This is a genomic window from Streptomyces sp. CA-250714 (assembly GCF_050936705.1).
Lineage (GTDB): Bacteria > Actinomycetota > Actinomycetes > Streptomycetales > Streptomycetaceae > Streptomyces.
In genome coordinates this window covers 3630599-3657051 of record NZ_JBNJMI010000002.1, presented here as the reverse complement: position 1 = coordinate 3657051, position 26453 = coordinate 3630599, and the positions used below count along the sequence as shown (strand labels likewise).

Genomic DNA, 26453 nt, shown 5'->3' with positions numbered 1-26453 from the left:
GGCCGGGGCCGAGCATCGCGATGGCCGCACGTCAGCCGGCATGTCGGGCCAACAGGTTTTCCGGGATGTCGGACAGGATTGCGGGCTCCTGGGGGCCACGGTGGGCGAGGTGGAGCTCCTCGCGGGCACGGGTGCAGAGCACGAAGAGGCGAAGGCGCGCGGCCACGCCGGTCGGGTCCTCCGTGTACGCGTCCAGGTCGGGCACGAAAACGCTGTCGAATTCCAGCCCCTTCATGCTGTTCGTGCTGACGATGCGGATGGGGCGGGTGGAGAAGTCGATGGCGTTCCGATACCGATCGTTGTGTACATAGGCTTGGGTGTGCGCGGCCAGCCCGAGTTCCGTGAACCGGCTCTGGATCTCCCGTTGCAAATGCGTCGACCGGCAGATGATCCCGATACTTCGCTCCGGATGCGCAGAGAAATATTGAGAAATTCCAGTGACCAGATGATCCAAGGTTGGCACTTTGAGGACCGTCGGTGTACGCCCCGCGCGTTTCGGCGGTAGGGGTGCCTCATCGCCCGCGCCCTCATGGAACTCGGATGCCAGCATCGCGATTTCCCGGCTGTTCCGGTGATTCCCCCGCAGGACGAGAGGAGGAGCCTGTGCGGCGATTTCCCTGTGAATCTCTGAGACGGTGCTCTGGTCGTCACCGATCTCCTGCTTCTCGTCCGCGAAAACTGTGACCTCGACACCGAGTATGCGGCACCACCGGTAGAAATCGACAGGAAGCCTCTGGCCTTCGTCGATCACCAAGTGCGCTGCCGAAGTGACCCTTTGGTTGATGCAGGATTGCTGCATCTCGACCCACGCGTGGTACCACCCTTCATCATCGATCTTCGGCGGGTCGGAACCGAAGTGCTCGTTCCAGAAGTCCCGGATCCACCGGTAGGCGGTCGTGACCTGGACGGCTTCCGTGAGGTCGGGTGCCATTTGGGCGAGATACTGATGCAGCAGATTGGAGTGCGTGAGGAGCGCGACCTCGCGTCCGATTGTTGCCAGCGCCCAGGCGCGGTAGACGGCCGTCACGGTTTTCCCCGAACCGGGATCCCCGGTGATGACATGGCTTCCGCGGAATGGCAGATCGATGACGGAGTGCTGCTCGGTTCCGAGATCGAGCAGAGAGGGAGTCTTCATGAGAGATCGACGGCTTCCGCCGATTCCTCCAATGCCGCACGGACGACTCCGGCGAAGAAACCGGGGACGGCTCCGTCGCCGATCAACAGCGTCCTGTCCAAAAGAGAGTTGTCGATCTCGCAGCTCGTCTCGGGGAGAAGTGTGCACGCATGGCAGGCGGCACGGTTGAGGTTCGCCAGAGACCTGCCGGTCGAGTCGGCGCAGAGGGGATCCTGGGAACACCACTGTGCCGACTCGAGCAGCCGAATCAATGTCTCGACGAGGTTCGGCGGCTTCCCCTGTCGGACGAGTCCGCCCAGCGTCCCCTCGGCATCCCCGGCGGCCGTGTAGATGAACACCCCTGCCTGGGGCGGATGGCCACTTCCCGGAGCGTGGCTTCTCGCGTAGACGCGTTCGCGCAGCGAGGCCGCGTTGTAGCCGCTGTCATAGGAGAGTTGGCGAATGAAATGATGCGCCAGGGTGTGGAGCATGACAAAGCGGGGCAGGAGTTTCGGGCCGGTCTTCCCTCTCAGCCAATCGACCTTGAGCGATGCCTCGAGATTCTTCTCGATCCCCAGCGTTCTGTCGCGGACCGACGGAATGCTCTCCCACGTCCTGAGACGTTCCTCTTCGACTGCGATGAAGATCCCTTCGCCGTAGATCTCAATGGCCGGCAACCATTGGGCCGGCGCATGCGTGTTGACGGACACGACACGCCCGCCCTCGCCCTCCTCGCCATCACCGGAACTGGGCTCGTACCGCGAAAACCCTTCGAGTGCACGGACCTCGCGTACGCGATCGGCGACGACAACTGCCGAGATCCGCGCCGCCAACTCCCTTATGGAGGTGGGGTCCTCGTCAACGACCCCGAGGTCGGTCCGGCGTACGGAGAAGGTCTTCGAATCGGCGACGGATTCGGGCTCGGAAAAGGCTTCCCACTCGGCGATGCTGAGATCGTCGTCGGCGTCCGCCACGAAAGACACCGACGCGGTCTCGGCGGCATGGCGACGTTCCAGGGACTTCACCACGTCCTCCGAAACTTCGCAGGACGTGGCGATCAGCTTCCGGTATTGGTCCGCCAGGGGGTCGTTTTCCGCGCCTATGAGGATTGGCCAAAGCTTGTCGTTGATGACCTTCTGGGCCAATTCGTCGTCCTCGGAGAATCCCGAGGGCGATGGGATGTCGATCGCCGAGTGTGTGATCGGGAAGTAGACATTCGAGGCTCCGCGCTGCACCGCCTGCGGCGTCTCCTCGCAGGCTTCCGCCTCATCGGACTCCGATTCCCAGGGATGGGTTCCCGGGCACCGGAAACCTGACTTTCCGAGGATGTCCTTCTGGCTGAGTCCGGCCAGGCTGCGACCCGCTCCGCAGACGGCGCAGCGAACACGCAGGGCTTCCAGTCCGGACGATTCCGGGGTCGCGACGAATCGGAGTCGATTGACTTGGCACTGGCGCTGAGAATGGCCCTCGCTCCTGGAATGGGCCCACCGGCGCCAGTCGATGTCCGCCATATGTCCCGCCCTGCACACCTGGATGAAACGCATCGGAGCCAACTGCGGGTTGCCCGCGCACCGGCGGCATGCCGGCTGCTTGCCCCGTACCTCGTAGTCCGAACGCCAACGCAGCATGTTTCTGCACTGGGGGCAGAACAGCCACTTGGGAAACCGTACGTACACGGGCCCCGAGCGGGTCACATGAGCGGCCTTGCCGGAGGGGATCACAGGGGCCGAACGGAGGCCGGCGACACGCAGCTTGGCGATGAGCCGGGGCGCTTCGACTGTTTCGGCTGTCGCCGCCCACCCCCGAGTGTCCGCGGCTACGAACGATTCGCCTCTCAGGTCGATGATCCCGCCGACGCCGAATGGAACGAGGGTCTGTGACCTGCGGACTTTATGCCGAACGTCCTTCATTGCTGTCACGTTCCCTTCACGACGACAAGGCACTCGCGGTCGACATTGCGCATCGACTGAGGCGTCGGCCACATGCCGTCTTGTCTGCCGAAGTCGGTGAGAAGCGCTTCGTACGACCTTCCCTGGGACTGGTAGTAGAGACGGGTGCCGTCGCCGCGCGCGATCTCGGCCTGCTGCTCCCAGTCTTCGATCAGCGTGTCCAGCTGTTCCGCCGCGGCACCGGCCTCGTCGGGATCGGCTCGGCGCACATGATCCACCAACAGATCGCGAATCCGCCGGACGTCGTCCATGTGACCGAGGATCTCCCCGGCCTTGTTCTCCGAGTTGAGGCCCTTGATCCCGTGTCGTACGAGAATGGTGAGCACCGCGTGCAGGGCACGTTTGCGCGAGGGCATGGACCACGGTGTGACGCTGGTGGGCTCGACGTGCCGGTAGAGCGAGCTGTGGTAGACGCCGAACGACTCGTAGTGGGACCGGTCGCGCGGTTTGGACGAGCGGAAGAGCGTGACGATCAGGCCAGGGACATGGCGACGGCCGACGCGGCTGGTCGCCTGGATGTACTCCGACGTCGTCTTGGGCTGGCCGTTCATGAGCATGAGGCCGAGCCGTGGGACGTCGACCCCGACGGAGAGCATGTTGGTCGTGGCGAGGAAGGAGATGCTGCCGCGTTCCTTGAAGCCCTTGCCGAGACGTTCGAGAAGCCGTGGCTGCTCGGCCCGCGCGATGTTGCTGGTGAGTTCGACAACCGAGTCGTCGTCCAGCTTGCGTCGCAGGGAGTCGTCCTTCGTCAGATGCTCGAGGCGGGCGGGAATGTCGTCCCGAGCGATCGTGACGGTACGTCCCAGCTCACGCAGACTGTTGTGGTAGGCGACCGCGGTCCAATAGGCGTCGCGCGTGGTGTCGTCGTCGCAGATCTCCTGCGGTGCCTGCAAGGCCGCGGCTCCCACATGAACCGTCGAGGTCGAAGCGGTGTGGCCTTGTGCCATGACACCGACATACAGACGTCCGGGCTTGTCCGTGTCGGGCGAGGCGAAGTAGGAGTGGCCGGCCTTGATGCCGGGCGGCGGGAAGAGCTGTGCGGGGCGACCGTAGAGGCTGCGGATCTGGTCCTGCGAGCGGCGGATTGTCGCCGTCGATGCGATGACCTTCGGCGCGGTGCCGTTCCGGGTGCACAGTTCGAGAATGGCCGATTCGTACAGGCCGACCGTCGTTCCCAGGGGGCCGGCCAACAAGTGCAACTCGTCCTGGATCACCAGCGAGGGAGGGCGCTTGCCGTCCCTTCTGCCGAAGAGGCTTCCGGCCTCCGATTCCCACGCCAGCCGCGCGAACTTGTCCACGGTGCCGAGCACGAAGGTGGGCGGCTCCCGGTAGATCTCCTCGTCCACGACGGACACCGGCAACCGCTTGTGGAACACACAGGTGTCGCGCGGACAGAAGAATCCCGTGGTCACGCCGTCCGCCACGATCCCGAAATCCTTCTCCGAGCCCTGCCGTTCCGGGACGATCTCGGTTCCGCACCAGGGACAACGTTCCAGTAGGAACCGGTCGTCGGGCGAGTTCAACTGCTTCAGGCTGGAAAGCTCGTTCTGCGCCTCGGAGATCCTGTTCGGTGTCGTCTCCTTGCCCACCCAGAGCCCGATGGAGATGGGCTCCTCCCCCAAGCTGTGGGCGAGCGGTCCGTCGTATCCCTGCCTCATGTATTCCAGCGCGCAGACGGCGGTCGCCGTGCGCTGGAACTGTTGCGTGGTGAGCAGACTCAGCGTGTAGCGACTCAGTACGGCTGTGCCGCCACCTTCCGCTCCGAACCGCAGCCGGCGCCAGAGGATCTCGAAGCACGCGGTGAGGAGGTATGCCTCCGTCTTGCCGCCGCCGGTGGGGAACCAGATGAGATCGACCGTCTCCCGGTCCTCGTGTTCGGGGTTCATCAGGCCCTCGACCACGAGCAGGAAATATGCGAGCTGGAAAGGATGCCAGGCGTAGTCGTCAGGAGGCTCGCTCAGTTCGACGACATCGCTCTTCCTGGTCCGTCGGCTGCCCGCCAGCTCCGGGCGGCTGTGCAGCATCTGGAGTGCCATCGCGCGGTTGGCGAGGCGGAATGCTTCGCGTGCCTTGGCGCCTGCGGGGGTCGATGCCGTGAGGGCATCGATGCCGGACGTCATGCGGTCGACCGCGCTCTCGATCCGGTCGAGGATGCGTGCGGCGGGCGCGGCGGCCCACGGCTTGAGGGAGGCCGCCTCCAGGCGCTGGGCGTCGTACCAGGTGCGATAGCCGTCGACGAACGAGCGCAGTTCGGCGCCGAGCTGGTCCGCGGGGAGGTCCGACCGCGAGAGGTGGGCGAGCCGGAGCACGGGGAGATTCCGGGGCCCGTCCGGCTTGATGTGCTCGACCACTTGCCGGGGCATGACCTGGGCTCGCACGGTGGTGACCGGCGCGGGCGCGTCTTCCCACTCGACAGCGCATCCGTGTCCCACGGCCCTGGTCACGATGTGCCGGTATTGGACGCGGAGTTCCTGCTCCTCCTCGTCACGGCTGTTGAGACGCGTGCTCGGATATTCGAGGATCGTCCCACCGACGGTCCTGGCGCTCAGGTCGGCCTGGAAGAGCATCAGGTCGCGGTCCTTGCGCGTGCTCTCCTCCTCGTCGTGCGCGTTCGCCAGTACGCACGTCACAAGATGCCCCGCACCGTAAGGACGCCATCGGACGTGGAGACGACCGTGCCCCTCCAGCACGGGGATCGGGCTTGTGCTGTCCTTCTCGACAGCCTTCTTCGAGGCGAGCCGCGGCTGCCTGCGCCAACTGCGCCGCCCTCCCTCACGGTGAGTGAGATAGCGGGATGCCTCGCACGTCACCTCGATCTGCTGGGCGTCGGTGAAGAAGGAGAAGCCGAGAGACGACGGGAGCCACGCGTTCGCCTCGGCCACGGGATCGTCCGCGAAGGCGTCCTCCTCCCCGCTTCCGGCCGCCGCCTCGTGGAAATCCTCCTCACCCTCCTCCTGCGAGTGCGCCGGCAGGGAGGCACCTCGGGGATACAGCGTGCCCATCAGGTAGCGACGGTCCGGGGGGTCGACGAGGATTTCGTCCTCGCCGCCGGCAGGACCCACCAACTGGTCGCGGAGGTAGGTCACGAACTCGTCGCGGTGATCGGAGAGCAGTTTGTCCGCGTCGTTCATACGGGCTCTGCCTCCCCCTTCAGCACGGCGATGCCCAGGTGCTTCAGCACGTCGCGGGTGCCGGGGCGGCAGGCGACCCACAGCTGGGACCGCGCTCGCGTCCAGGCGACATAGATCGCGTCGAGGCGACCTTCGAGATGGGCGGGTTCGAGATCGATCAAACAGACGATGTGGTTCTCGTGGCCCTTGAAGTCGGCGACGGAGGACCAGATGAGCCGTCGCTTCTTGTTGTCGGTCCCGACCACGTCGGTGAATCGCTGGATCTTGGAGGCCCTTCCGGACAGCCGAGCCGAGCTCGTGTCCCAGTCGCCGGAGACGGACAGCAGCGTGATCTCCTCCGGGGAGACACCCTCGGCCAGGAGGTCGTCGACGTAGGCATCGAGAGCTGCTGCCTCGCCCTGCGGGTCCTGCACGGTGGGAAAGCGAACCTTTTCCCCCTCGCCCGCCGATGCGATGCCCAGGTCGGCACCGGTGTAGGAGCGGACCTGATGGACGATCTGCGTGGTGTTGCGGCAGTTGCGCTTCAAGGGGCCGACGACGAAACCCAGATCGGACACGTACTCCCAGGCCTCGGGATCGTAGGCGTCCGGGGTCAGTACCTGGTTGTTCGGGTCCAGCATGAAGATCCAACGCCCCTTGGCGAGGCCACCCGAGACCAAGGGCTCGAGAGTGCCGAGGAGAGAATCGAGGTTCATCAGATCCTGCGCCTCGTCCACGATCAGTTGATCGAAGACGCGCCCCCGAACTTCGTCCAGCCGCTCGTAGGGCAGGACGGCTATTGCCTTGTCGGCGAGGATGCGCTCCATGTGGGTGGCCAACGTGGTGCTGGCGCAGGTGAACAGAACGCTGCCGTGGGCGGATCCGCGGCGCGCCGCCTCGGCGGCCAGGAACGTTTTGCCCGTTCCCGCGCCACCGGTGAGGATGAGTCGTTTGTTGGCCTCGAACTCGTCGAGCTTTTCGAGCTGTTCACTGGTGAGACGTTCGAAGGTGACTTCGAGGTCCGTCAACCGGGCTCGAACGTTCGGCACCAGGTCGAAGTCCGGTCGAATGGCCTCCAGCATCTTCTTGCGAAGGGAGGAGGGGATGGGGCCGGCCCACTTGTTCTGCGACCGCCAGTGGCGGGTGGCTCTTTCGATCCCTCGAGCCAAGCCGCGCCCGCCGTCCCACGCGGTGCTGCCCAGATACTGCTCGGGCTCGTAGTGGGTCATACGGGGAATGTCCACATCCGGCGTGATCACCAGGTACCCGCCGAGGACGCCCTGGCTTCTCAGGTTGCCGACCAGGTTGCCGATCTCCCTCTCGAACTCGTGCATGCCCCCGTTGGCCTGCTCCCAGGGGCTCTCCTCCTTACGGTCCTCCCGACCGGGCGGCCCGTAATACCACTTGCCGTCGCGCTGGACGACCCGGCCGCCCTTGACCTCGATGAAGAGCAGCATGTCGGGCGTGATGAGCACGAAGTCGATCTCGCCGACCCGCTTCTTGTGGTGTTTGGGGAGGTGGACCGTGTGCAGGGCGACGCTCTGGTCGTCGGGGATCGCCTTCAACGCGGCGAACACATCGCGCTCCGCCTTGCTCTTGGTCTTGCTCGAGATCTCGCTCGGAATGATGCGCATCCACTCTCCCCACGGCCACGCCAACGTGCCCTCAAAATACAAAGTTCCGGTGTCCGCCGGCGCGCCTCCTGGCGGGGAAGCGCTGGCAGGGACGGCTCACCAATGATGGACTTACCGGTGGACCAAGTAGCGGTGCGGGGGCGGGAGATCGATGACAACGGAGCAGGGCGATACGGCCGGGGGACGGATGACGGAGGCCGGTCGCGAGCTGCTCGTACGGCTCATACGTCGATTCACCGACGAAGGGCTCGACCGTCGCACGGCTGTCAGACAGGTGATGAGGGCCGCACGTCTCGACGATCAGCAGACGCAGGCCCTGTGCGAAGCCGTGGCCGCGTCGGAGGTGCACGACGAACGGGTCGAGGCCGAGGATGAGTTCGCATCGAGCCAGGACATCGACCTCGACCTTCGGACGGAACCCGACGAGCTTCCCGACTGGTCGGACTTCCCCGAGGAGGAAGCGGAAGTCCTGGACCGGAAGCGGCAGGGAGGAACGCCGGACGTCGATGCCTCGGAGAGCGCTCGCCGCGCCGCTCGGGCTCTGCTCGAGGTCGACCGGAGGAGGTTGAACCAACAGCGGGTGTTGAAGGCCGAAGAGGAAGTGGGGCTCTGCCTGCTGTTCCGAGGGTCGAGAGAGGTCTCGGAGCCGATACCCGAAGGGTATTTGGCGACGCTGTCACCGGACAGTGAGGCGTATCGGGCCATGAGCGCGATGGTTGCCCACAACCAGCGGCTCGTTCACAAGATTGTGCTCGGCATGGGGCACCCGCAGGGAAGCCCCATGCACGACGATCTCGCGCAGTGGGGCGTGATCGGAGTAATGCGTGCCGTGGAGAAATTCGACGTATCAATGGGGTACAAATTCTCCACCTACGCGACCTGGTGGATTCGGCAAAGTATTTCTCGAGCGATCGCGAACGAAGGCTCGCTCATCCGACTCCCGGTCCACGTCTGGGAAGACGTGAACAGATTGCGAAAAGCGGAGCGGGCTCGTCTTGAGAAGGGTGAGACCCCCAACCTGGACGATCTGGCTCTGGCGTGCGAGCTGGAGCCCAAAAAGGTGAAGCGGTACCTTCCCTTGATGCATCGGCCGGTTCTTTCGCTGGAACACCCGGTGGGGGAGGACATCACGCTCGGGGACCTGGTCGTCGACGAGTCACACCCGGTGCCGGGGCCTGAACAGGTGCTGCGGCAGGAATTCGAGCGCGAGGAATTGTTTCAGCTGTTCGATGCGTGTGCTTTCACGGAGCGAACCCGAGAAATCTTGCGGCTGCGTTATGGATTCGTCGACGGAACGAACTGGACGTTGGATGAAATCGGCAGGAAGTTCGGGCTCACGCGTGAGCGTATTCGTCAGTTGGAGAAGCGCGCGCTGGAGCAACTCCGTTCCTGTGTGTGTGAGCAGCCTCAGGAGGGCGGTGCCCCACGGCATGACGTGAAGGTCGTGCGAAGAGGCAAGGAGATGGTCGTCGTGAGGTCCGGACCTCACAGTCGCCCGGGGAGGCGTGGAAAAACGGGAATGGACAAGCCGAGGCCTGCCAGGAATGTCAACGCACCGGATACAGCCAGCAGTTCCGACGGAAGAGAGGAAAGGGTGGCCTCGAACGAGACGGAGTTCGGCCGGTGGTTGGCCGAGCGGATGCAGGCACACGAGATGGACGAAGCCGAACTCGCACGCCGGCTGGGAGTGACACGGGCTCCGGTCGAAGCCTGGCTCGCCCACCGCGCCGAGCCCCGTGATGAACTTTTGGTCGAGCTCCGGCAGATGTTCGGCGAGGCGGACGAAACCGGACAAGGTTCCCCAGTGGGTACGGAGCGGCAGAGCGAAAACGGGAAGACCGCAGCCGTCTGGTACCACCGTCCCGCACACGACGACGGAGGCCGCGAGTTCGGAAACGCGGCGGCCTTCGCCTTCGAGGCCGATCTCGAGGTGCTGGCCCGTGAGGCGACGCAGAACAGCCTCGACGAGCGGAACAGGACGAACGACCGTCCCGTCCGAGTCCGTTACACCCTGCACGAACTCACCGGCGAAGCTCTTGCCCGGTTCCGTGAGGCGATCCGCTGGGCCGATCTCCAACCGCACTTCGAGGCGGCTGCCGCGCAGGACCAGAAGGTCGGACGAGTGATCGGCGCCGGCCTGCGGGAGATGTACGAGCGGGATCGACTGGTGCTGCTTCGCGTCGACGACTACAACGCCAACGGGCTGACCGGCGACGACTACGAGGACGGTCGATTCGCCGCTGTGGTGCGGCGACAACTGGACAGCCGCAAGTCCGATGCGTCGGCCGGGGGATCCTACGGCCTCGGAAAGGCCACGCTGTGGGCCACCAGCCGACTCGGCCTCGTCCTCATGAATTCCAAGCTCTCCCGCCCCCACGAGGGGCGGACGGAGCGCCGGGTGATCGGGCGCCTCGATCTGCCGTGGCGGGAAGTGGGCGGCAGGAGGTACGCAGGCCCCGCCTGGCTGGGGCGGCCGGACGACGAGGCGGAGAACACGGAAGTCGTCCGCTCGTGGTGGGCTGACGAGGAGACGGTCGCGAGCCTGCACCTCACCCGTGAGGACGGTGATCCCGGCACTTCCTTCCTGATCGTCGGAGCGCACGACGTGGCCAGCCTGGAGGCCGGCCGAACCCACGAGGGCGACGTCGGTGACGACGAGGACAGCCTGGAGCGCATGCACCACAGGCTGGTTCGGGCGCTGGGTCGCAACTTCTGGGCCGCGATGACAGCCGGAGGCGAGCGGGAGCCCCTGCTGGAGGCATCGGTGCGGACGCTGCGCAACGGCGTGGAGCACATCGCGGAGGAGCGGGTCGATCCGCATGTCCATCAACCCGCCCGCTCGCGTGCTCTTGAGGCATTCCTGAGCGGCACCACGGTGGATCGGCTCAAGGAGGCCGGCCAGGTGGCGTGCGTGACCGTGCCGTTGAAGTTGCCCGCGAGGGACGGTCTCACGGACACAGCCGGCGAGCACCGGGCGGTTCTCCTGGTCACCGAGGCCACGGACGCGGACGGCAGGATCAATCAGGTGACCGCCATGCGAGGCAACCGTATGACGGTCAAGACGAGTTTGGTGCCCAACCTCCCGGTGGGGACCAACCCGTTCCAAGCGGTGCTGCTCGCGGGCCGCGCGGCCGGGGACGACGCGCCGTTCGCGGACGAGGCCGAGGAATTCCTGCGATCCTCCGAGCCACCCGAGCACAACAAGTGGGGCCAGACCGAGGAGTTGAGGATGCGCTACACGCCCTCGGCCCATCGGCGCATCTCGGCCCTGACGGCGGAGACGAACAGAGCCGTGCACGCGCTGGTGGCGCTGCCCAAGGAGAAGAAGCCGAGCGGCACGAAGAAGGTCAGCAACCGGCTCAAGCTGTCGGGCAAGGGCAAGCGAACCGGCAAGGTCAGGGGCACAATGACGCCTCCGGAACTGGACGACTTGGAGGCGGTGATCGCTTCCTCGGGCGCATGGCAGGTCACCGGCGAGGTCAAGGTGCCCTCCATGGGCGGGCCGTGGCACATGAACCCCGTCGCCAAGCTGGAGGTCCGGTCCGGTCCTCGTCCGGTGGTCAAGTGGGCCGAACTCGTCGCCGTCAGCAACTGTGAACTGGTCGACGGCGTGCTGCGCTTCGCGCCGGGAGCCCGTCGTGCCGTCTTCAAAGGGGTCACCGATGTGTCCACCCATTCCACGCGGGCCTCGATGACCAGCCTCGTTGTCGAACTCCAGGAGAGCAAGGAGAACATCGCGTGAGGGCGTATCCCTACCCTCGGCCGACTGGTGAGGTGACGGCACGAGTCACGGCGGTGCGGCTCCGTGGTCCCGGTGACTCGCGCGAACAGCTGGACTCCAAGGGGTACTCGGTTGTCGATCAGGTCGTGGCGCTCGGCATGGCCGAACGCCACGACTGGCAGACCGCACGGCTGTCCCTGGCGGCGACTCTTCCCATCCGTGAGATCGAGAAGAAGGGCCACTGGTCCGACATCTCGGTCGTCGCCGTACTGACCGAGGGTGCCACCAACGCACGCACGGTCGCCTGGTTGGAACCGGCCGCGGAAGCCGGCCGTGGGGAATGGCTCGGGGAGATCGAACTCGACCGGAACGATCACATGGATCGCGCCTCACTCGTTGTGTACGTGGTCGCCACGGTCGGAGGGGTGCCCGGGCGGATCATCGCCTTCACCGAGCGTGAATGGCTGATCGATGTGACAGCCGACGCTCCACGCAGGGATCGCGAACTCGACGTCACCACGGTGAGTTTCGCCCGTGGTGCCGAGTGGTTGCGCGACTTCCGGGACGCACCGTGGGTCGTGGACACCTCGGGGCGGCTTCCTGCCGTCCGTCTGAATTCGGACTTCGAGGGCCTCGTGGGGCTCGTGGAAGCCGAGGGCACGGAAACCGAGAAGGTCGTCGGCAAATTGTTGATGGCCCAGATGTGTGCCGATGTGTGGGTCGCGGTCTTCCACACGGCAATCGGCGACCTGGAGATCGAGGAGGACGGGACGCCGCTCTTCCCGGCCGACTGGCGCGGTGCCGTACTCCGGGAGATGCTCCCGGACATCTTTCCCGGACGGTCGGAGGACGACGCGCTCCGGGAAGTGCACTTCCGCCGTATCGGCGAGGGGAGTTGGACGGACCTGCAACCGCGTATTCAGTACGCGGCGGCCCGCCGTGCCGAGCTCCCGAAAGAGTTGGCCGACACCGTCCGTGACATCGCACGACTCGACCAGGAGAATCCCGCGTGACTTCCCGCCCCGAGCACCTGCCGGAACAGCTTGCTCTGCTCTCCGACGTGCAGGCCGCCGAATACCTCACCACAGGAGTGCTCGAAGGACGTGAGGACGTCCCTTCCATCGCGCTGAACAAAGTCGCCGAGCCGATGCTGGGCGACGATGCGCGATGGCAGCTGCACCGGGTCCGGGATCTGATAGACGACGCGTTGACCAGGTTCCGGGCCGAGCGCCCCACCGCAGCGGACGCGTGGCTGGCCCCACGCCTGCACGAGACTCTGCGATTGACCCGCAAGGAAGCAGCCGACAAGCGGTTCTGGACGTACCTCGCCCTCGGCGTGGCCCCGGACTATGTCGTCTGGCGGCACCTGTCCGAACCGAACAAGAGCGGTTCCCCGGCGCGTGTCGCCCGCGACAGGTTCGTCGGATCGCACTACAAGCAGGCGTTCGCCCGACTCTGGTGGGCGGCCGAACTCTTCCGGGACGGCTCGGACTACCGACCTGCCGTGGTGACCTGCGGCAGCCAGGACATGCTCAACTCCGCACTTCGGCTGGATGTCATCGATCACCGCCCCACCGCGTTGGCTCTCGTCAGGCTGATGGAGCGAGGGATGGTGCGCACTGGGCGGGAGGTGAATGCGCTGACATCCGCAGTCAACGCCGCTGCGGCGACCCTGATGTACGACGTCCTCGCTCCCGATGTGGAGCGCGACGGGGAGCCGCTGCGCGACTGGATCGCGGGAGCCGAATCAGCCCTGCCGTCGCCCAGGAACCAGCTACCGGAAGGGCCGGAGGAGGAGCCCGCGCGGCCGGAGTCGGTCGAGAGGTTGGTCGGTCACTTCGTGGAGCTTTTCGCGGATGCGCCGGTCAGGGGCCGGACTCCCCACGAGGCCGAATGACCTTGTGGGAATCCGGAGGGCACTGACTCCGATCGCCGCACCCGAGTCGGCGCAGTTCTTCCGTGGTGGCCCGGGGCACGCTCGGCCAAGTGCTCGCGGCTGCCAACTCGTCGTCCGAGGGCGCCATCCCGCGCAATGCCCGGCCGAGCACATGCATGCCAAGACGTGGGGGCACGGCATTGCCGACCTGCTGGGCCTGGTCGTTTCCGGACCACGGGAAATTGTGCGGGAAGGTCTGAAGCACTCCCGACTCGGGGATGGTGAAACGGTCCGAGTTCTCCGCCTCGTACTCCGCGAGACTCTTGTACACCTTGTTTCGGGAGATCTTCCCGGTGACCGTGAAGGCGGGCTCGCAGGACAGGCGTCGGCCCCGGTTCTTCGGATCGCCTCCGGAGCCGTAGTTGGAGACGACGAAGAAATCCAGGCTGCCGTTCGTGCGGAGCCGCGACACGTCCACCGGCGAACCCTCCATCCGGCTCGCCGTATCGAGGGCTTCCCCCATGGAGATCCAGCGCTTCTGAGGGCCGGAACTCACCGTTTCCGTCGGCAACATGTCCGGCTGAACGGCACTGCGTTTGCCGCGAAGCAGATCAAAGGGCAGGTGAGTTGCTTCCGGAGGTCGAATGGCTCCGTGCCCGGGTAGTCGGGCGACGAGTACGGCGCGTTTCCGGGTCTGTGGCACGCCGAACTGCTCGGTCTTCAACTTCCAGCACTCTGCCTCGTATTTGACGCCCCTGAGCCTTCCCTCGCCGCCGCGGAGAAGTTTCGCGTAGACCTCCCAGAGGGGCAGGACCTCTGGGACCTGCTCCAGGACGATCACCTTGTACGGGTCACGACCGTCCGTCTCAATGGCTTTGAGGAGCCAGCGCAAAGGCTCCAGGACCAAGGCGGTGCGTGAATCGCCGAGGGCGTGCAGATCCCTGTCGATCTCGGCTTCGTCCTCCCCGTCCACAAGGCGGTGGATGAATTCCTTCACCGTTTCCAGTGCGCGACGGCCGGCACCGTTGCCCGCGACCGAGAAGGACTGACAAGGCGGTCCCCCGGCGAGCACATCGACCGAGGTGGGGATCTCGTCGAATCGGGTCTCGCGCATGACGCTCACATCGGCGTGGATCGTCGGCAAGCCCGCCGCGTAGCGCGTCTCGCACGCATTGTGGTCCCACTCGATGCCGATGCTCTTGTAGCCCAGGAAGTGTGCGGCCACGTCGAGTCCACCGGGGCCGGCGAAGAGGTCCAGAATGCGTACTTCGTCGAGGTGGTGAACGTGCGTTCCTGGGCTGTTCATGAGGCTGGAGTGTATCCGTCGACGGGGGGTTCGGATGCCGTCAAAGCGGCCCGGATCGCCAGCCCGAGCGCCCGGCCGACCGGTGGCGGGGAAGCGTGTCCTATCTGGCGATAGCGGGCCGTCTTCTTCCCGGCGAATGTCCAGTCGGTCGGAAAGCCTTGCAGGATGGCGGCTTGTTCGGTGGTGATCCGGACCATCCCGTCCCGGCCCTGCCCCGGATCCCAGACGAAGTCCGGGCCGGGAACGTCGTCGGCAACGGTGCCTCCGTCGACTCCCATCCTGGCCCAGGCCTTCTTCGTCCCCTTCAACCCCAGATCCGCGCCTCCTCGCCTGTCCGACCCGCCGACCAAAGTCGGTGCAACGTCGAGAGCTTGGGCTGCCCACCGGTCGGCGTCCCGCCAGCCGCGCGTGGCCATCGAGCGGCGCAGCGCCTGTCCGACCGAGAGATGTTCGGCGACTGTCCGCCTCGGCGGATGGAAGGCATCGAAGTGTCGCCTCTTGAGCGCGACGAGCAGTCCTTGCCTACGGTTCTGCGGCACCCCGAAATCGGCCGCATTCAGGACGAACCACCTGAGCCGGTAGCCGAGATGATCCAGTTCCTTGCGGATGAAGTCGCGTATGGGCTCGAAGGCGGAGGCGTCCACCAGCTCCGGTACGTTCTCGATGACCAGGATCCGGGGCTGGACGGCATGCGCCAGATAGACGGTCGCCTCCAGCAAGCGCAGTTCGGCGTCGGAATCGGACCGGGCCACGGTCGCGCTGGACTTCACACGGGGCAGTCCGGCCGACAGCAGGTCGACGTCATAGACCTCCTGGTGCCGCGAAGGCGAGAAGTCCAGCAGATCCATCTCCAGAACCTGCCACCCAGGGCGGTTCGTTCGCAGCGTTTCGCATGCCACCGGCTTCTTGTCCAGAAGCAGCACGGGCTCGAAGCCGGCCTGCTCCAGTCCCAGGGACAATCCACCCGCCCCCGCGCACACGTCGACGAATCGCAACCCGCTCATCGGCCCCCGCCCCTTTGCAGTCGTGTCCGTCTGCTTGCCTTTTCCCGCTCGACGGCTGCGGCCACCTGACGCATGACGGCTTCTGGCGACTCGTGTTCCCAGAAGCGCAGCACAGTCCACCCCTGTGACATCAGGTGTGCGTTCGTCTCCTGGTCCCGCTCCATGTTGCGATCGAGCTTCTGTCGCCACCATTCCGCGTTCGCCCTGGGGCTGGTGGCGTGCTCCGGACAGCCGTGCCAGAAGCACCCGTCGATGAGGACGGCCAACCTCGCGCGCGTGAACGCGATGTCGATCTTGCGCCTGCGCATACCAGGAACCGGATAGTGGGTCCGGTAGCGGTATCCGGACGCGTGGAGGAGCTTCCGTACCGCCCGCTCGGCACTCGTGTCCTCGTTGGCCTGTCGGCTCATCCGGGCCGAGACGTCGTCGCTGGAGGGGATTGCGGAACGCATTGCCCCATTGTCCTACTCCTCGGTGACATCACGTTCCGTCCTCGATGACATCACGTTCCGCTGATCGGTACCTTGCGCTGAGTGGTCATATCCGACAGACATCTGCGCGCCGGCACGAAAGGCACTCGGAAGGCGCTCACCGCCCCGGATACCCCGCCCAGCGCGGCGTCGACGGGCGGCTCAGGGCCAGGGCGGCGCTGGTGGTGGGGGGTGCGGCCAGGGGGCGGTTGGTCCAGAGGTGTTGTAGGAGCTCGTGCTCGCGGGCGGCGAAGTCGGGGGCGGTGGCGCCGTTGTCGGCGCGGGCGCGGAGGAGGGCGAGGGCGGTGGCGTCGTGCTGGTAGGCGGCGACGGTGCGGGCCGCCTCCGGGCCGTGGCTGCGGCGGGCCATCGCGCGGGCCATGGAACGGGCCCGCATCGAGGAGAGGGACCAGGGTTCCGGTTCGCTGAACCAGCCCGCGGCGGCGTACGCGGGCAGGGTGTCCCGTACGACGCGCAGCTCGTACAGCCGTGACCAGATGGCCAGCCATGTCAGCGCGCCGAACACCGGGATCATGAAGAGGCCGTACACGGCGAGGAAGGTGTAGTTGGCGAAGGACGCCGAGCCGTTCCATATCGCGTGCAGCAGCACAGCGGTGAACCAGCCCAGCAGCGGCAGCACCCAGCGCAGGACGCGCCGTCGCCGCGACAGGCCCGCGAGCATGCCGAACGCTATCCCCGTCATCGCGGTGAACAGCGGATGCGCGAAGGGCGCGAGGATGATGCGGATGAGGAACGTGCCGACCGTCGCCGAGCCGGAGAGGCTCTCCGGATCCAGCACCGTGTCCTCCCCGTACGCGGTGCCGAGATAGAGGATGTTCTCCGTGAACGCGAAGCCGGCGGCGGTGATACCGGCCGCGGCTATCCCGGAGACGACGCTGTCGAGGTGTCGGCGGCGGAAGAGGAAGAGCAGCAGGATCGCCCCCGCCTTGGTCGTCTCCTCGACGACGGGGGCGATGACGGTGGCGCCCAGCGTGTCCGCCTGGTCCGGTGAGTCGACGACGACGGACGAGGCCAGCCAGTTGGTGGCAAAGCCGTTGGCGAGCAGCGCCACCAGCGTCGCCGCACACGCCCCCCACGCGAAGGCGAACAGATGGGAGCGCCAGGGTATGGGCAGCGGCGCCGTCAGCCAGCGGAACGCGGCCAGCAGCAGCGGTACCGGAAAGAGTGCCAGCCCGAATCCGACCAGCAGGCCCTGCGTACCCGTCTGTTCGCGTACGAGCGCCAGAATCATCAGCCCGCACAGCGCGAGCAGCACGATCACCGCTGCGGCGCGCAGGGTTCGCTGGTTGCGCTGCCACCAGGACGGCACCGGATGCGTCGGCACACCCTCCTGCCCGGCGGGCCCAGCACCCTTCACCGGGGCGCGCCACCCTTCCGCCGAGGGCGGCTGGACCCGGGCCGACTGTGCCGATACGGCACCCACCTCCGGGTAGTGCGGAGCCGCCGAAGGAACGGCCCCGGGCCCGGGCGGTCGCGGGGTGCCCGCAGGTGCCTGGCGATGAGGCGTGAAGCCGTACGGCGGTGGGGGCGTGGACGGCGGCGTGGACGCATACGGAGACGCGTCCACTGATGCGCCCTGTGGCTGGGGCGTTTGCGCGTACGGATCCGTGTGTGCGTTCGGGCTCGCGGGTGCGTACGAGTTCGCGGGCACGCTGGGCGTCGCGGGTGCGCTCGGATCCGCCGGCGCATAGGGATTCGCGGATGCGTACGGGTTCGCCGGTGCCGGATCCTGCGTGGGCGCGGGCATCACCGGTTCGTGTATGGGCGCCGGCATCGCCTGGCCGTGCATGGGGGCCGGGATCGGCGGGGGCGTTCGTCCGGGCTCGGGCTGGGCTGCCGACTGCGGGTCGCCCTGGGGGTGCGGAGCACCCCGTTCCGTCTCCGGTACCCGGTCCTGGGGGCTCTCCGGCCGACCGGAAGGCGCGGGCGGGACGGGCGCGGGGCCGCTGTAGGGCCCGGGCGTCCTCGGGTTCGGTGGCGCGCCGGGGGCGCCGGTTGCCTCGTCATGCACCCATCGACAGTAACCAGTGTGGGTGACGCATGCTGCGTCACCGGCACAACCGCCGCCGGGCGGCCGTCGCCCCTCGGCCACCGGGGACCGCGCGCCCCAGCGCCGCCTGAGGAGGCGGTCCCGGCGCCGCGTGAAGCGACCGCCTCAGCGCAACCTGGGGAGGCGGCCCCGCGCCGTATGAAGCGACCCCCTCAGCGCCGCCTGAAGAGCAGGTCCCGCACCTTGTGCCCCTTGTCCAGGCCCTGCTCCTCGAACCGGGTCAGCGGACGGTTCTCGGGACGGGGCGCGAAACCGCCGTCCGGCTGGGTGTTCTCGTACGCCGGGTGTGCGCTGAGCACCTCCAGCATCTGCTCCGCGTAGTCCTCCCAGTCCGTGGCGCAGTGCACGAGCGCGCCCGACCGCAGCGGCCCGGCCGCCAGGTCGAGGAACTCGGGCTGGAGCAGCCGCCGCTTGTGGTGGCGGGCCTTCGGCCACGGGTCGGGGAAGTAGATCCGCAGCCCGGAGAGCGAGTCGGGGGCGAGCATCTCCCGCAGCAGGATGATCGCGTCACCGTTGCCCACCCGTACGTTGGTGAGGCCCTGCTCGTCGGCGAGGCGCAGCAGATTGCCCTGGCCGGGAGTGTGGACGTCCACGGCGAGTACGCCGGTGGCCGGGTCGGCGGCTGCCATCCGGGCCGTGGCCTCGCCCATGCCGAAGCCGATCTCCAGCACGACGGGCAGCTCCGGGTCGCCGAACAGCTCGCCGAGGTCGAGCTTGCGCAGCCCGTCCACGTCGAACCCCCAGCGGGGCCACAGCCGCTCCAGCGCCGCACGCTGGCCCTTGGTGACCCGGCTGCGACGGGGCTGGAAGCTGCGGATACGGCGCTCGTGGTGCGATCCGGCCGGGTCGGGCGAGGGCCCGGACCCCGGCGGGAACATCCGCGCCATCATCCGCGGAGCCGGCCCTTGTCCGACATGGGCGTCATCAACTCGCTGCGGGCCGTCATCAGCGTCCTTCCGGTCGTCGCCGGGTCCTGCCAGGCCGACCGCGTCGCGGGTGGGATCGTCACTCTGAGGGAAGTCTTTGCTTTCGGACACGATGCTTCAATTTTACGGGGGACGTTGCGGGCGGCGGTGTGCGGCGTCGTCCGCCTCACCGTAAGGGGACGGCCCCCATCAGCGGCCGACCCCGCAAGTCGCGAACCGCCCGTCAGCCCTCTCCCAGCGCTCCCGCCGCCCTCCGCGCGATCTCCCTCCCGATGGGCAGCGACGCCGTCGCCGCCGGCGAGGGTGCGTTGAGGACATGGATGGTGTGCGGCCCCTCGGCGAAGAGGAAGTCGTCCACGAGCGTCCCGTCCCGCAGTACGGCCTGGGCCCGTACCCCGGCGGGCGCGGGGCGCAGGTCGGCGGCCGTCACCTCGGGCAGCAGGCGCTGTACGGCGGCGGTGAACGCCGGGCGGGAGAGCGAGCGCCGCACCTCGCCCGCTCCGTAGCGCCAGTGGCGCCCGGCTATCCGCCAGGTCCCCGGATGGGTGAGGAGCCTGGCCAGCTCGGCGGGGCGTACGGTCCGCCACGCGTAGCCCTCCCGCGCCAGCGCCGGGACGGCGTTCGGGCCGACGTGCACGCCGCCGTGTACGCCGCGGGTCAGATGGACGCCCAGGAAGGGGAACGCCGGATCGGGTACGGGATAGACGAGCCCCCGCACCAGCTGTTCCCGCTCCGGCGCCAGTTCGGAATATTCCCCGCGGAACGGAAAAATGCGGGCCTGTGGGGTGTCTCCGGCAAGTCGGGCGATGCTGTCGCAGTGCAGCCCGGCGCAGTTGACCAGGGCGCGCGCCCGCACCACCGCCCCGTCCGCCGTACGGACGGCGACCCCGCGCCCCGGGCGGCGGTCGATCGCGGTGACCCGGCCCGCGGCGCCGTACCGCACCTCGGCACCCGCGTCCTGCGCCAGCTCGGCGAGCCGGTCGGCGACGGCGACGAAGTCGGCCACGCCCGTCGTCCCCACATGGATGGCCGCGAGGCCCCGTACATGCGGCTCATGCTCCGCGATCTGTGCGGGGCCCAGTTCCCGCACCGGGATGCCGTGCTGTCTGCCGCGTTGGATGAGGGCGTGCAGACGGGGCAGCTCCTGGTGCTCGGTGGCGACGATCAGCTTTCCGGTGACCTGGTGCGGAATGCCATATTCCGCACAGAACTTCACCATCTCGGCCGCGCCCTTGAGCGCGAACCGGGCCTTGAGGGAGCCGGGCGGATAGTAGATGCCGCTGTGGATCACGCCGCTGTTCCGCCCGGTCTGGTGGCGCGCCGGGCCGGGCTCCTTCTCCAGGACGGTGACCCGGGTGCCGGGCGCCCGGCGGGTGAGGGCATGGGCGGTGGACAGGCCGACGATGCCCGCGCCGATCACGAGCACGTCGCAGTCGAGTCTTCCGGACGTCGAGGACACGTCCCCCATCATGAACTGCCTTCGCCTCCCGGACTCAGCTGCCTCCCGACTCATACCTCACCGAGCTGCCCTGCTCACGGCCCGTCCGCCCCGCTCACGACCCACCGGCCTCCCTCAGCCCTCACGACCTACCGGCACCTCTCGCGACCAACCGGCACCCCTCACGCCGGGGCCACCAGCAGCGGCCGGGCGCGCTCGCGCAGCTCGGCGACGCGAGGCTCGTCCCCGTACGGCTCCAGGCGGTGCAGCAGATCGCGGACGTACTCCGTGGTGCGCGCGGAGGAGATACGGCCGGCGACTTCCACGGCGCGGACCCCGGCGGCGCAGGCCGCGTCCAGATTGCCCGACTCCAGTTCGGCGACGGCGGAGACGACCAGCCGCAGCCCGTGCGAGCGGACGAACTCCTCCTTCGGCTGGGACAGCGCCTTCTCGGTGAACCGGCGCACCTGGCGCGGCGCCTTCAGATCGCGGTAGCACTCGGCGGCGTCGGCCGCGAGCCGGTCGTAGGAGTAGAAGTCGAGCCACGAGGGGTCGGCGTCGCCCTCCCGTGCACGCTCCAGCCAGCTCTCGGCCGCCGACAGCGCGGCGGCGCACGCCTGTGCGTCGTTCGCCTTGGCGTGGGCCCGGGCCTCGACGAGCTGGAAGAAGCTCATCGTCCTGGCGGTGGCCAGCCCCCGGTTCCGCTCCAGCGCGGCCTGCGCGAGATCGACGCCCTCGTCGGCGAAGCCCCGGTAGGTCGCCTGGAGCGACATCGAGGCGAGGACGTAACCGCCCAGGGGTACATCGGCGGCGGCGCGGGCCAACCGCAGCGCCTGGATGTAGTACCGCTGCGCGGCCTCCTGCTGCCCGGTGTCGAACGCCATCCATCCGGCGAGCCGGGTCAGTTCGGCTGTCGCGCCGAAGAGGGAGCGGCCCACCTCGTCGGTGTAGGCGCCCAGCAGCAGCGGCGCGGCGTCCACCCGCAGGCACTCGGGGACCATGGACGAACGCCAGTCCCCGCCGCCGTACTTGGAGTCCCAGCGGCGTGCCTCGTCCGCGGCCTCGCGCAGCTTGGACACATCGGTGTGCCCGACGCGCAGCGGGGTGCCGACCCCGTCCGCTTCCGCGTCCCGCCCGTCCCGGCCCTCGCGCAGCCGCCCTTCGGCGAACGCGGCGAGCGCGCCGTTGGCCCCGAGTTCCGCTCTGGCCCCGTCGGCGGACGGGTTCGCCCCCTCGAGATACTCGACATGGCGGGCGACCGAACTGTCGGCCGGGGTTATGAGCCAGCGCGACGCCGGGGTGGCATAGGCGCTCACCGCGAACGAGCCGGCGAGGGACTGCCAGATGCTGCCGCCGCCGCGCCGCCCGGCCAGATCGAGGCGGTAGAGGTCGGTGGCCGACTTGACGGCGGCCCCGACGTCACGCGGGAAGGCCAGCCCGACCTCGGGGGTCGGATCGGCGTCCGCGAGGCCGATCTCGTGCAGCGGCACCGGACGGCCGAGCTTGCTGCCGATGGCAGCCGCGATGAGGTGGGGCGCCGCTCCTTGCGGCACCATCCCCTTCGACACCCAGCGGGCCACCGACGTCTTGTCGTACCGAAGAGTGAGGCCGCGTTGGGCCCCCAGATCGTTGACCCGTCGGGCGAGTCCGGCGTTGCTGATTCCTGCGAGGGCGAGGACGGTGCCGAGCTTCTCATTCGGCCCGCGTGACTCCCTGGACATGCGCACCCCTGACCACACCGACGACCGCCCCGCGGCTCTGGCGCGGGGCCCCCTCCCGTCACTGCGCACTGCGCGGCGCGGAAAGCACTGCGAACACAGCGTAGTTCGCCGCATCCCGACCGTTAAGAGGTGTCATGCCGGATGGCGGGATCTATGTCCGTACGCCTGTACGTGCGGGGGTCACGTGCCACCCCCATACTGCCCCGCGCGGGGCGGCTGGAATCGTGCGCGACGTCCGCGGGACGTACGACTTCTCCCGAGCCGGTCGCTGTGCCCCGGGTGTGTGGCCGTGCGCCCACCCATGCGCCTGCCCGACACGAAGGGGGGAGGGGTTCGATGGGAGTCGCGTGGGTCGGCCCGCTGCTCAGGATCAGTGGGCTGGGGGACACCGCCGTCTCATTCCCCGCGGGCGGCGGTCTGGGCCGGGAGGTGCGCAACGCCCCTCCCGGCCCGGCAACGAGGCGGGGCCGGAACGAGATTCGAGGCGCGGCACCCCCCGTCGGGTGTGCTGCGCGGACGTGTCGCGGGCGTCCCTCGTGGAGCCCGCGCGACAGAGCGCGGAAGGGCCGCGGCACCGGGGCGGACGTGGCCTTTCCGTCGGTAACGGCAAAGGTACGGAGATCGCCGGCGAGCGCCCGCGCGGCAGCCGTACCGCCGTAACTCGCCGTCCCGGTATGGGGAGCTGCGCAGCACGATGCGTGCCGCGCCCAAGTGCTGCCGACCCGGCGCCGCGCCCTGCCCGTGCCCGGGGAGGGCCGCACTGGAGCGCCGCGGCTGCGGCCGTGCTGCCGGCGTCGGACGCGGCCACGTCCGGAACGCCGCTTGCCGTGTGCTCCCTCCCATGCTTCTGTGCCCCGCGTGTGCGACGCCGCCGCGCGCTCCGCTCGCACGGCCCGTGCGGATCGTGCCCGGCTGTCGCGCTCGCCCCGGTTGCCTTCGGTACGCCGCCCGTTCGCCGTTGCGTGGCGAGGGGTCAAGACAGCTGTCACGGAGCCGCGAAGGCCGTTCATATTTGGCCGAATGACATCGGTCGCGTGTGCGGTGCCGGGTGCGGACGCCAGTGGTATATGCCGCTGCCGATCCGGCAACTCCAGGGCCTCGCAACCGAGTCCCAGGGGCGCTGGCCGGTGCGAAGGGGGCGGCGTACCGAGCTGAGGTATGCGCCCCTTACACGCCTCCTGCGCGCCACTCTCGTGGCACCATAGCCGCAACGGCAGCGGTTTCCGGGGCGGCAGGCCCCGCCGCCCCGGGCGCCCGCCTGGTGCGGCAGACAGCGGCGGAGTGACGCGAAGGCAGGCGGCGATGCGTTGGTTGGTGGGGTGGAGCAGCGCCGCGGCAACGCCCGACCGCCGCCGCGGACCCACCCGCAGCACCGCCAACGGAAGCCGCACGGCGGCCGGTTCCGCCGACGCCTACGGCGACTCGTACAACGCCCGGCGCGACTCCCATGACCCGCACCGCCCGTACGACCACCCTCATGACGCGTACAGCTCCCGGGACTCGTACAACTCAGGGGGCGCCTCCCGGGACCCGTACAACTCCGGGAACGCGTACACCTCTCACGACCCGCGGGACTCCTACGGCCCCTACGGCCACGCCCCGCACACCGCGCACATCCCCGACGGGAGTGCCGGTGTCCTGCAGCCCGTCGGCGCGCAGGTGCTGTGGAGCGGTCCCGATCCGCTGTGGGCTGTCGGCGACTGGCGGCCCGACGAGATCCGTGTCGTCGAGGCCCAACCGGGTAACAGGCTCGCGGTGCTCGGCTGTTGCGGTGCCAGCGACGACGAGCTGCGCCTCGGGCTGGTCGCCGCGCGTGGCGGAGCGTTTCGCCATCTGACCGCGTGGCCCGGCAGCTACACCGCGGTCGCCTGTGTGGGCCGCCGTATCACCATCGCCGCCGACCTCGCGGGTGCCCGGCCCGTTTTCCACGCCCCCTGGGCGGGCGGTACCGCCTATGCGACCGCCGCGCTGCCGCTCGCCGATCTCATCGAGGCCGAACTGGACTTCGGGCACCTGGCCGCGCTGCTGGCCTGCCCGGATGCGGCCGAAGCGCTCGGCGAGGGCACTCCCTACCGCGGGGTGCGGCGGGTGCCGCCGGGGCACGCGCTGATCGTGCGGGACGGCGGCAGCCGGGAGGTCGCCAGCTATGAGTCGTCCGCCTCGCTCGTCGTCGGCGCCCCGCCCGTCGACCCGGAGGCGGCGGTCGCGGGCGTGCGGGACGCGCTCGTGGACGCCGTACGGGCCCGGCTCACCGCGCCCCGCCATGCGGCCGAACACGATTTCGACGTACGCGATCCGGGCCCGGTGCCCGGCATGGGCCCCGCCGACCGGCAGCGGGCGCGTGGCGGTCCGGCGCCCGGCGTCGGTTCCGACCTGTCCGGCGGGCCCGCGTCCGGCACCCTCGCGCTGCTGGCCGCCGGGCTGCCCGGCACGCCCGGCACCGTCTTCGGCTCCGGCGCGGCAAGCGCGGGCGAGCGGCTGCTGGCGGTCACCTACAACGACCTCACCCTCAGCAGCGCCGCGAACCCAGCCGGCACCGCGGCCGACCCGCACGGCACCGCGGGCGCCGACAGCCATCTCGCGGAGCTGGAGCGGGCGCACACCATCGCGGAGAACCCGCGGCTGCGCCATGTCGTGGTGACCGGCAGCGAGGAGACGCTGCCCTACGCGGACCTGGAGAACGGCCCCCTCACGGACGAGCCCGGCCCTTCCCTGGTGACCGCGGAACGCCACCGGCACCGCCTCTCGGCAGGCAGCGCCGACCATTTCCTCGGGTCGGGCGCCCGCCAGGTCATCGACGCGCATCCGGCCCGGCTGGCCGACCTGCTGCTGGACCGGCGCCGCCGCCATCTGGTGCGGCCCGTCGCCGCGTTGGCCCGCGCCGAGGGGCAGTCCGGCGGCCAGGTCGCAGGGCGCTCACTGCTGGTGCCCGTCACCATCTACCGGGCGGCGCGCAGGCTGGCCCGTACGCCCTACCGCGACGGAGTGGTGGAGACGGCGGCGCAGTTGCGGGACAGCTCGTTCACGGCTGCCGCCTTCGCGCCGTATCCGGAGGGCGGCGAAAGCGCGGTGGACGCCTCCGTCGCCGCGCTCACTTGGTGCCGTCCAGGACCGGCGGCGCGCTGGCTGACGGGGGAGGCGCTGGCGGAGGTCTCGCTGCGGCTGGAGGCAGCAGCACAGGCCCGGCCGTCCGTCGAACGCCCGGGCGAACGGCGGGCACGGGCAGCGCTCGCCCGGGCCGCCACCGACCACCGCGTCTTCGAACAGGCCGCGGAGATTCGCAACCAGCGGCTGCACGCCCCGTTCTTCGACAACCAAGTTGTCCGTGCCGCACGGGAGCTGCCCGAAGCACTCCGCGTACGCCCAGGGGCGCGCGCCTCCATACTGCGCGCGGCACTCGCCGGTGCGGGCGTGCACGAGCTCCCTCCCGGCTGGGGCGCCCCCACCCATGCCACCCAGCACGCCGCCCTCCGCGCGGGCGTTCGGCTGGCCGCCGAACAGCTGCTGGAGCTCTTCCGTGCGCCGCTGCTGGCCGAGGCCGGACTGGTGGAGGCCCGCGTCGTACGCCAGGCCATCCAGCGGGTGGCCAGGGGCGAGCAGCTGCCCGTCGAGGGCATCGCCGATCTGGTCTCCATGGAGCTGTGGCTGGGCCGCCTGCTCGCCCGGCGCGGCACGTGCTGGACCGGCTCGGCCGCGCCCCGCCACCGCGCCGCCGCGGCGGGCGTGCACCCGGACGCCCGCTACGAGCGGATCCTCCCGCCTACTGGGGGGTGATTCGGGGGGCGCGGTTGCGGGGTTACTCGGGGGTGCTTGTGGGGTGATTCGGCGGGGCGCTCGTGGGGGACCGCAAGAGGCGCTCGCCGGGGGCAGGCCGGGGCGTTTGCGGAGTGACTGCGCGGGGCGTTCTCCGAGGTCAGGCAGGGGGACTTCCCGGGGCAGGCAGGGCGGCTTGCCGGGGTCAGGCCGGAGCGATTGCCGGGGGGCGGTCCGGGGTGGTTGCCGGGGAAGGCCGAGGCGCTCGCGGGGGAAGGCCCGGGCGTTCTCCGGGGTCAGGCCGGGGCGCTCGTGGGGGAACGGCGTTACGCCCGGCGAAAAAGCGCGCGGCGGTGTCAG

At 68.8% G+C, this 26453-nt stretch carries 15 protein-coding genes and 1 pseudogene; 5 read left to right on the top strand and 11 right to left on the bottom strand.

What is annotated here, in order from left to right; all coding sequences use genetic code 11:
• Positions 1-31: 31 nt before the first annotated feature.
• The 4 genes from ACQEU8_RS35200 to ACQEU8_RS35185 are packed head-to-tail and all read right to left on the bottom strand — an operon-like array spanning position 32 to position 7807.
• On the bottom strand, positions 32-1135 hold the full coding sequence (locus ACQEU8_RS35200; protein ID WP_433108424.1) for an ATP-binding domain-containing protein: 1104 nt from the start codon (positions 1133-1135) through the stop codon (positions 32-34).
• Entirely contained in the window at positions 1132-3024 is a 1893-nt protein-coding gene (gene drmB / locus ACQEU8_RS35195) for a DrmB family protein (RefSeq protein WP_433108955.1), read from the bottom strand. The genes ACQEU8_RS35200 and drmB overlap by 4 nt, the downstream gene beginning before the upstream one ends.
• A gap of 5 nt (positions 3025-3029) precedes the next feature.
• Positions 3030-6194, bottom strand: coding sequence for a helicase-related protein (locus tag ACQEU8_RS35190; RefSeq protein ID WP_433108422.1), 3165 nt, complete (start codon positions 6192-6194; stop codon positions 3030-3032).
• Entirely contained in the window at positions 6191-7807 is a 1617-nt protein-coding gene (locus tag ACQEU8_RS35185; protein ID WP_433108420.1) for an NERD domain-containing protein, read from the bottom strand. The genes ACQEU8_RS35190 and ACQEU8_RS35185 overlap by 4 nt, the downstream gene beginning before the upstream one ends.
• Positions 7808-7958: 151 nt before the next feature.
• Between ACQEU8_RS35185 and ACQEU8_RS35180 the strand changes: the two are divergent.
• The 4 genes and pseudogenes from ACQEU8_RS35180 to ACQEU8_RS35165 form a co-directional block, all read left to right on the top strand.
• Positions 7959-9188 (top strand): annotated as a pseudogene (locus tag ACQEU8_RS35180) (sigma-70 family RNA polymerase sigma factor); the annotation flags it as partial.
• A 258-nt stretch (positions 9189-9446) separates the two neighbouring features.
• Positions 9447-11549, top strand: coding sequence for a transcriptional regulator (locus tag ACQEU8_RS35175; protein ID WP_433108953.1), 2103 nt, complete (start codon positions 9447-9449; stop codon positions 11547-11549).
• Complete coding sequence (locus ACQEU8_RS35170) at positions 11546-12541, top strand: hypothetical protein (protein ID WP_433108418.1); 996 nt, start codon at positions 11546-11548, stop codon at positions 12539-12541. Before ACQEU8_RS35175 ends, ACQEU8_RS35170 begins: the two co-directional genes overlap by 4 nt.
• On the top strand, positions 12538-13425 hold the full coding sequence (locus ACQEU8_RS35165) for a DUF6339 family protein (RefSeq protein WP_433108416.1): 888 nt from the start codon (positions 12538-12540) through the stop codon (positions 13423-13425). Before ACQEU8_RS35170 ends, ACQEU8_RS35165 begins: the two co-directional genes overlap by 4 nt.
• On the opposite strand, the gene ACQEU8_RS35160 is transcribed toward ACQEU8_RS35165, so the two are convergent.
• The 7 genes from ACQEU8_RS35160 to ACQEU8_RS35130 all read right to left on the bottom strand — a co-directional run bounded on the left by ACQEU8_RS35160 (position 13394) and on the right by ACQEU8_RS35130 (position 22340).
• The gene (locus ACQEU8_RS35160; protein WP_433108414.1) at positions 13394-14710 is read right to left on the bottom strand and encodes a DNA cytosine methyltransferase; all 1317 of its coding nucleotides are present in this window, start codon (positions 14708-14710) and stop codon (positions 13394-13396) included. The two genes, ACQEU8_RS35165 and ACQEU8_RS35160, sit on opposite strands and share 32 nt — an antisense overlap.
• Positions 14707-15714, bottom strand: coding sequence for a DNA cytosine methyltransferase (locus tag ACQEU8_RS35155; protein WP_433108412.1), 1008 nt, complete (start codon positions 15712-15714; stop codon positions 14707-14709). Before ACQEU8_RS35155 ends, ACQEU8_RS35160 begins: the two co-directional genes overlap by 4 nt.
• Positions 15711-16166, bottom strand: a complete 456-nt coding sequence (locus tag ACQEU8_RS35150) for a very short patch repair endonuclease (RefSeq protein WP_433108410.1) — start codon at positions 16164-16166, stop codon at positions 15711-15713. Before ACQEU8_RS35150 ends, ACQEU8_RS35155 begins: the two co-directional genes overlap by 4 nt.
• Positions 16167-16302: 136 nt before the next feature.
• On the bottom strand, positions 16303-17529 hold the full coding sequence (locus ACQEU8_RS35145) for a PrsW family intramembrane metalloprotease (protein ID WP_433108408.1): 1227 nt from the start codon (positions 17527-17529) through the stop codon (positions 16303-16305).
• Between the two features lie 878 nt (positions 17530-18407).
• Complete coding sequence (trmB, locus tag ACQEU8_RS35140) at positions 18408-19145, bottom strand: tRNA (guanosine(46)-N7)-methyltransferase TrmB (protein ID WP_433108951.1); 738 nt, start codon at positions 19143-19145, stop codon at positions 18408-18410.
• A gap of 259 nt (positions 19146-19404) precedes the next feature.
• Positions 19405-20649: an L-2-hydroxyglutarate oxidase gene (lhgO, locus tag ACQEU8_RS35135; RefSeq protein ID WP_433108949.1), complete on the bottom strand. Its 1245-nt coding sequence runs from the start codon at positions 20647-20649 to the stop codon at positions 19405-19407.
• Positions 20650-20801: 152 nt separating this feature from the next.
• Positions 20802-22340 carry a sporulation protein gene (locus tag ACQEU8_RS35130; RefSeq protein ID WP_433108406.1) on the bottom strand — a complete coding sequence of 513 codons (1539 nt, stop codon included), beginning with the start codon at positions 22338-22340 and terminating at the stop codon, positions 20802-20804.
• 1302 nt (positions 22341-23642) lie between these two features.
• On the opposite strand from ACQEU8_RS35130, the gene ACQEU8_RS35125 reads away from it, so the two are divergent.
• Entirely contained in the window at positions 23643-26114 is a 2472-nt protein-coding gene (locus ACQEU8_RS35125) for an asparagine synthase-related protein (RefSeq protein WP_433108404.1), read from the top strand.
• Positions 26115-26453 lie beyond the last annotated feature (339 nt).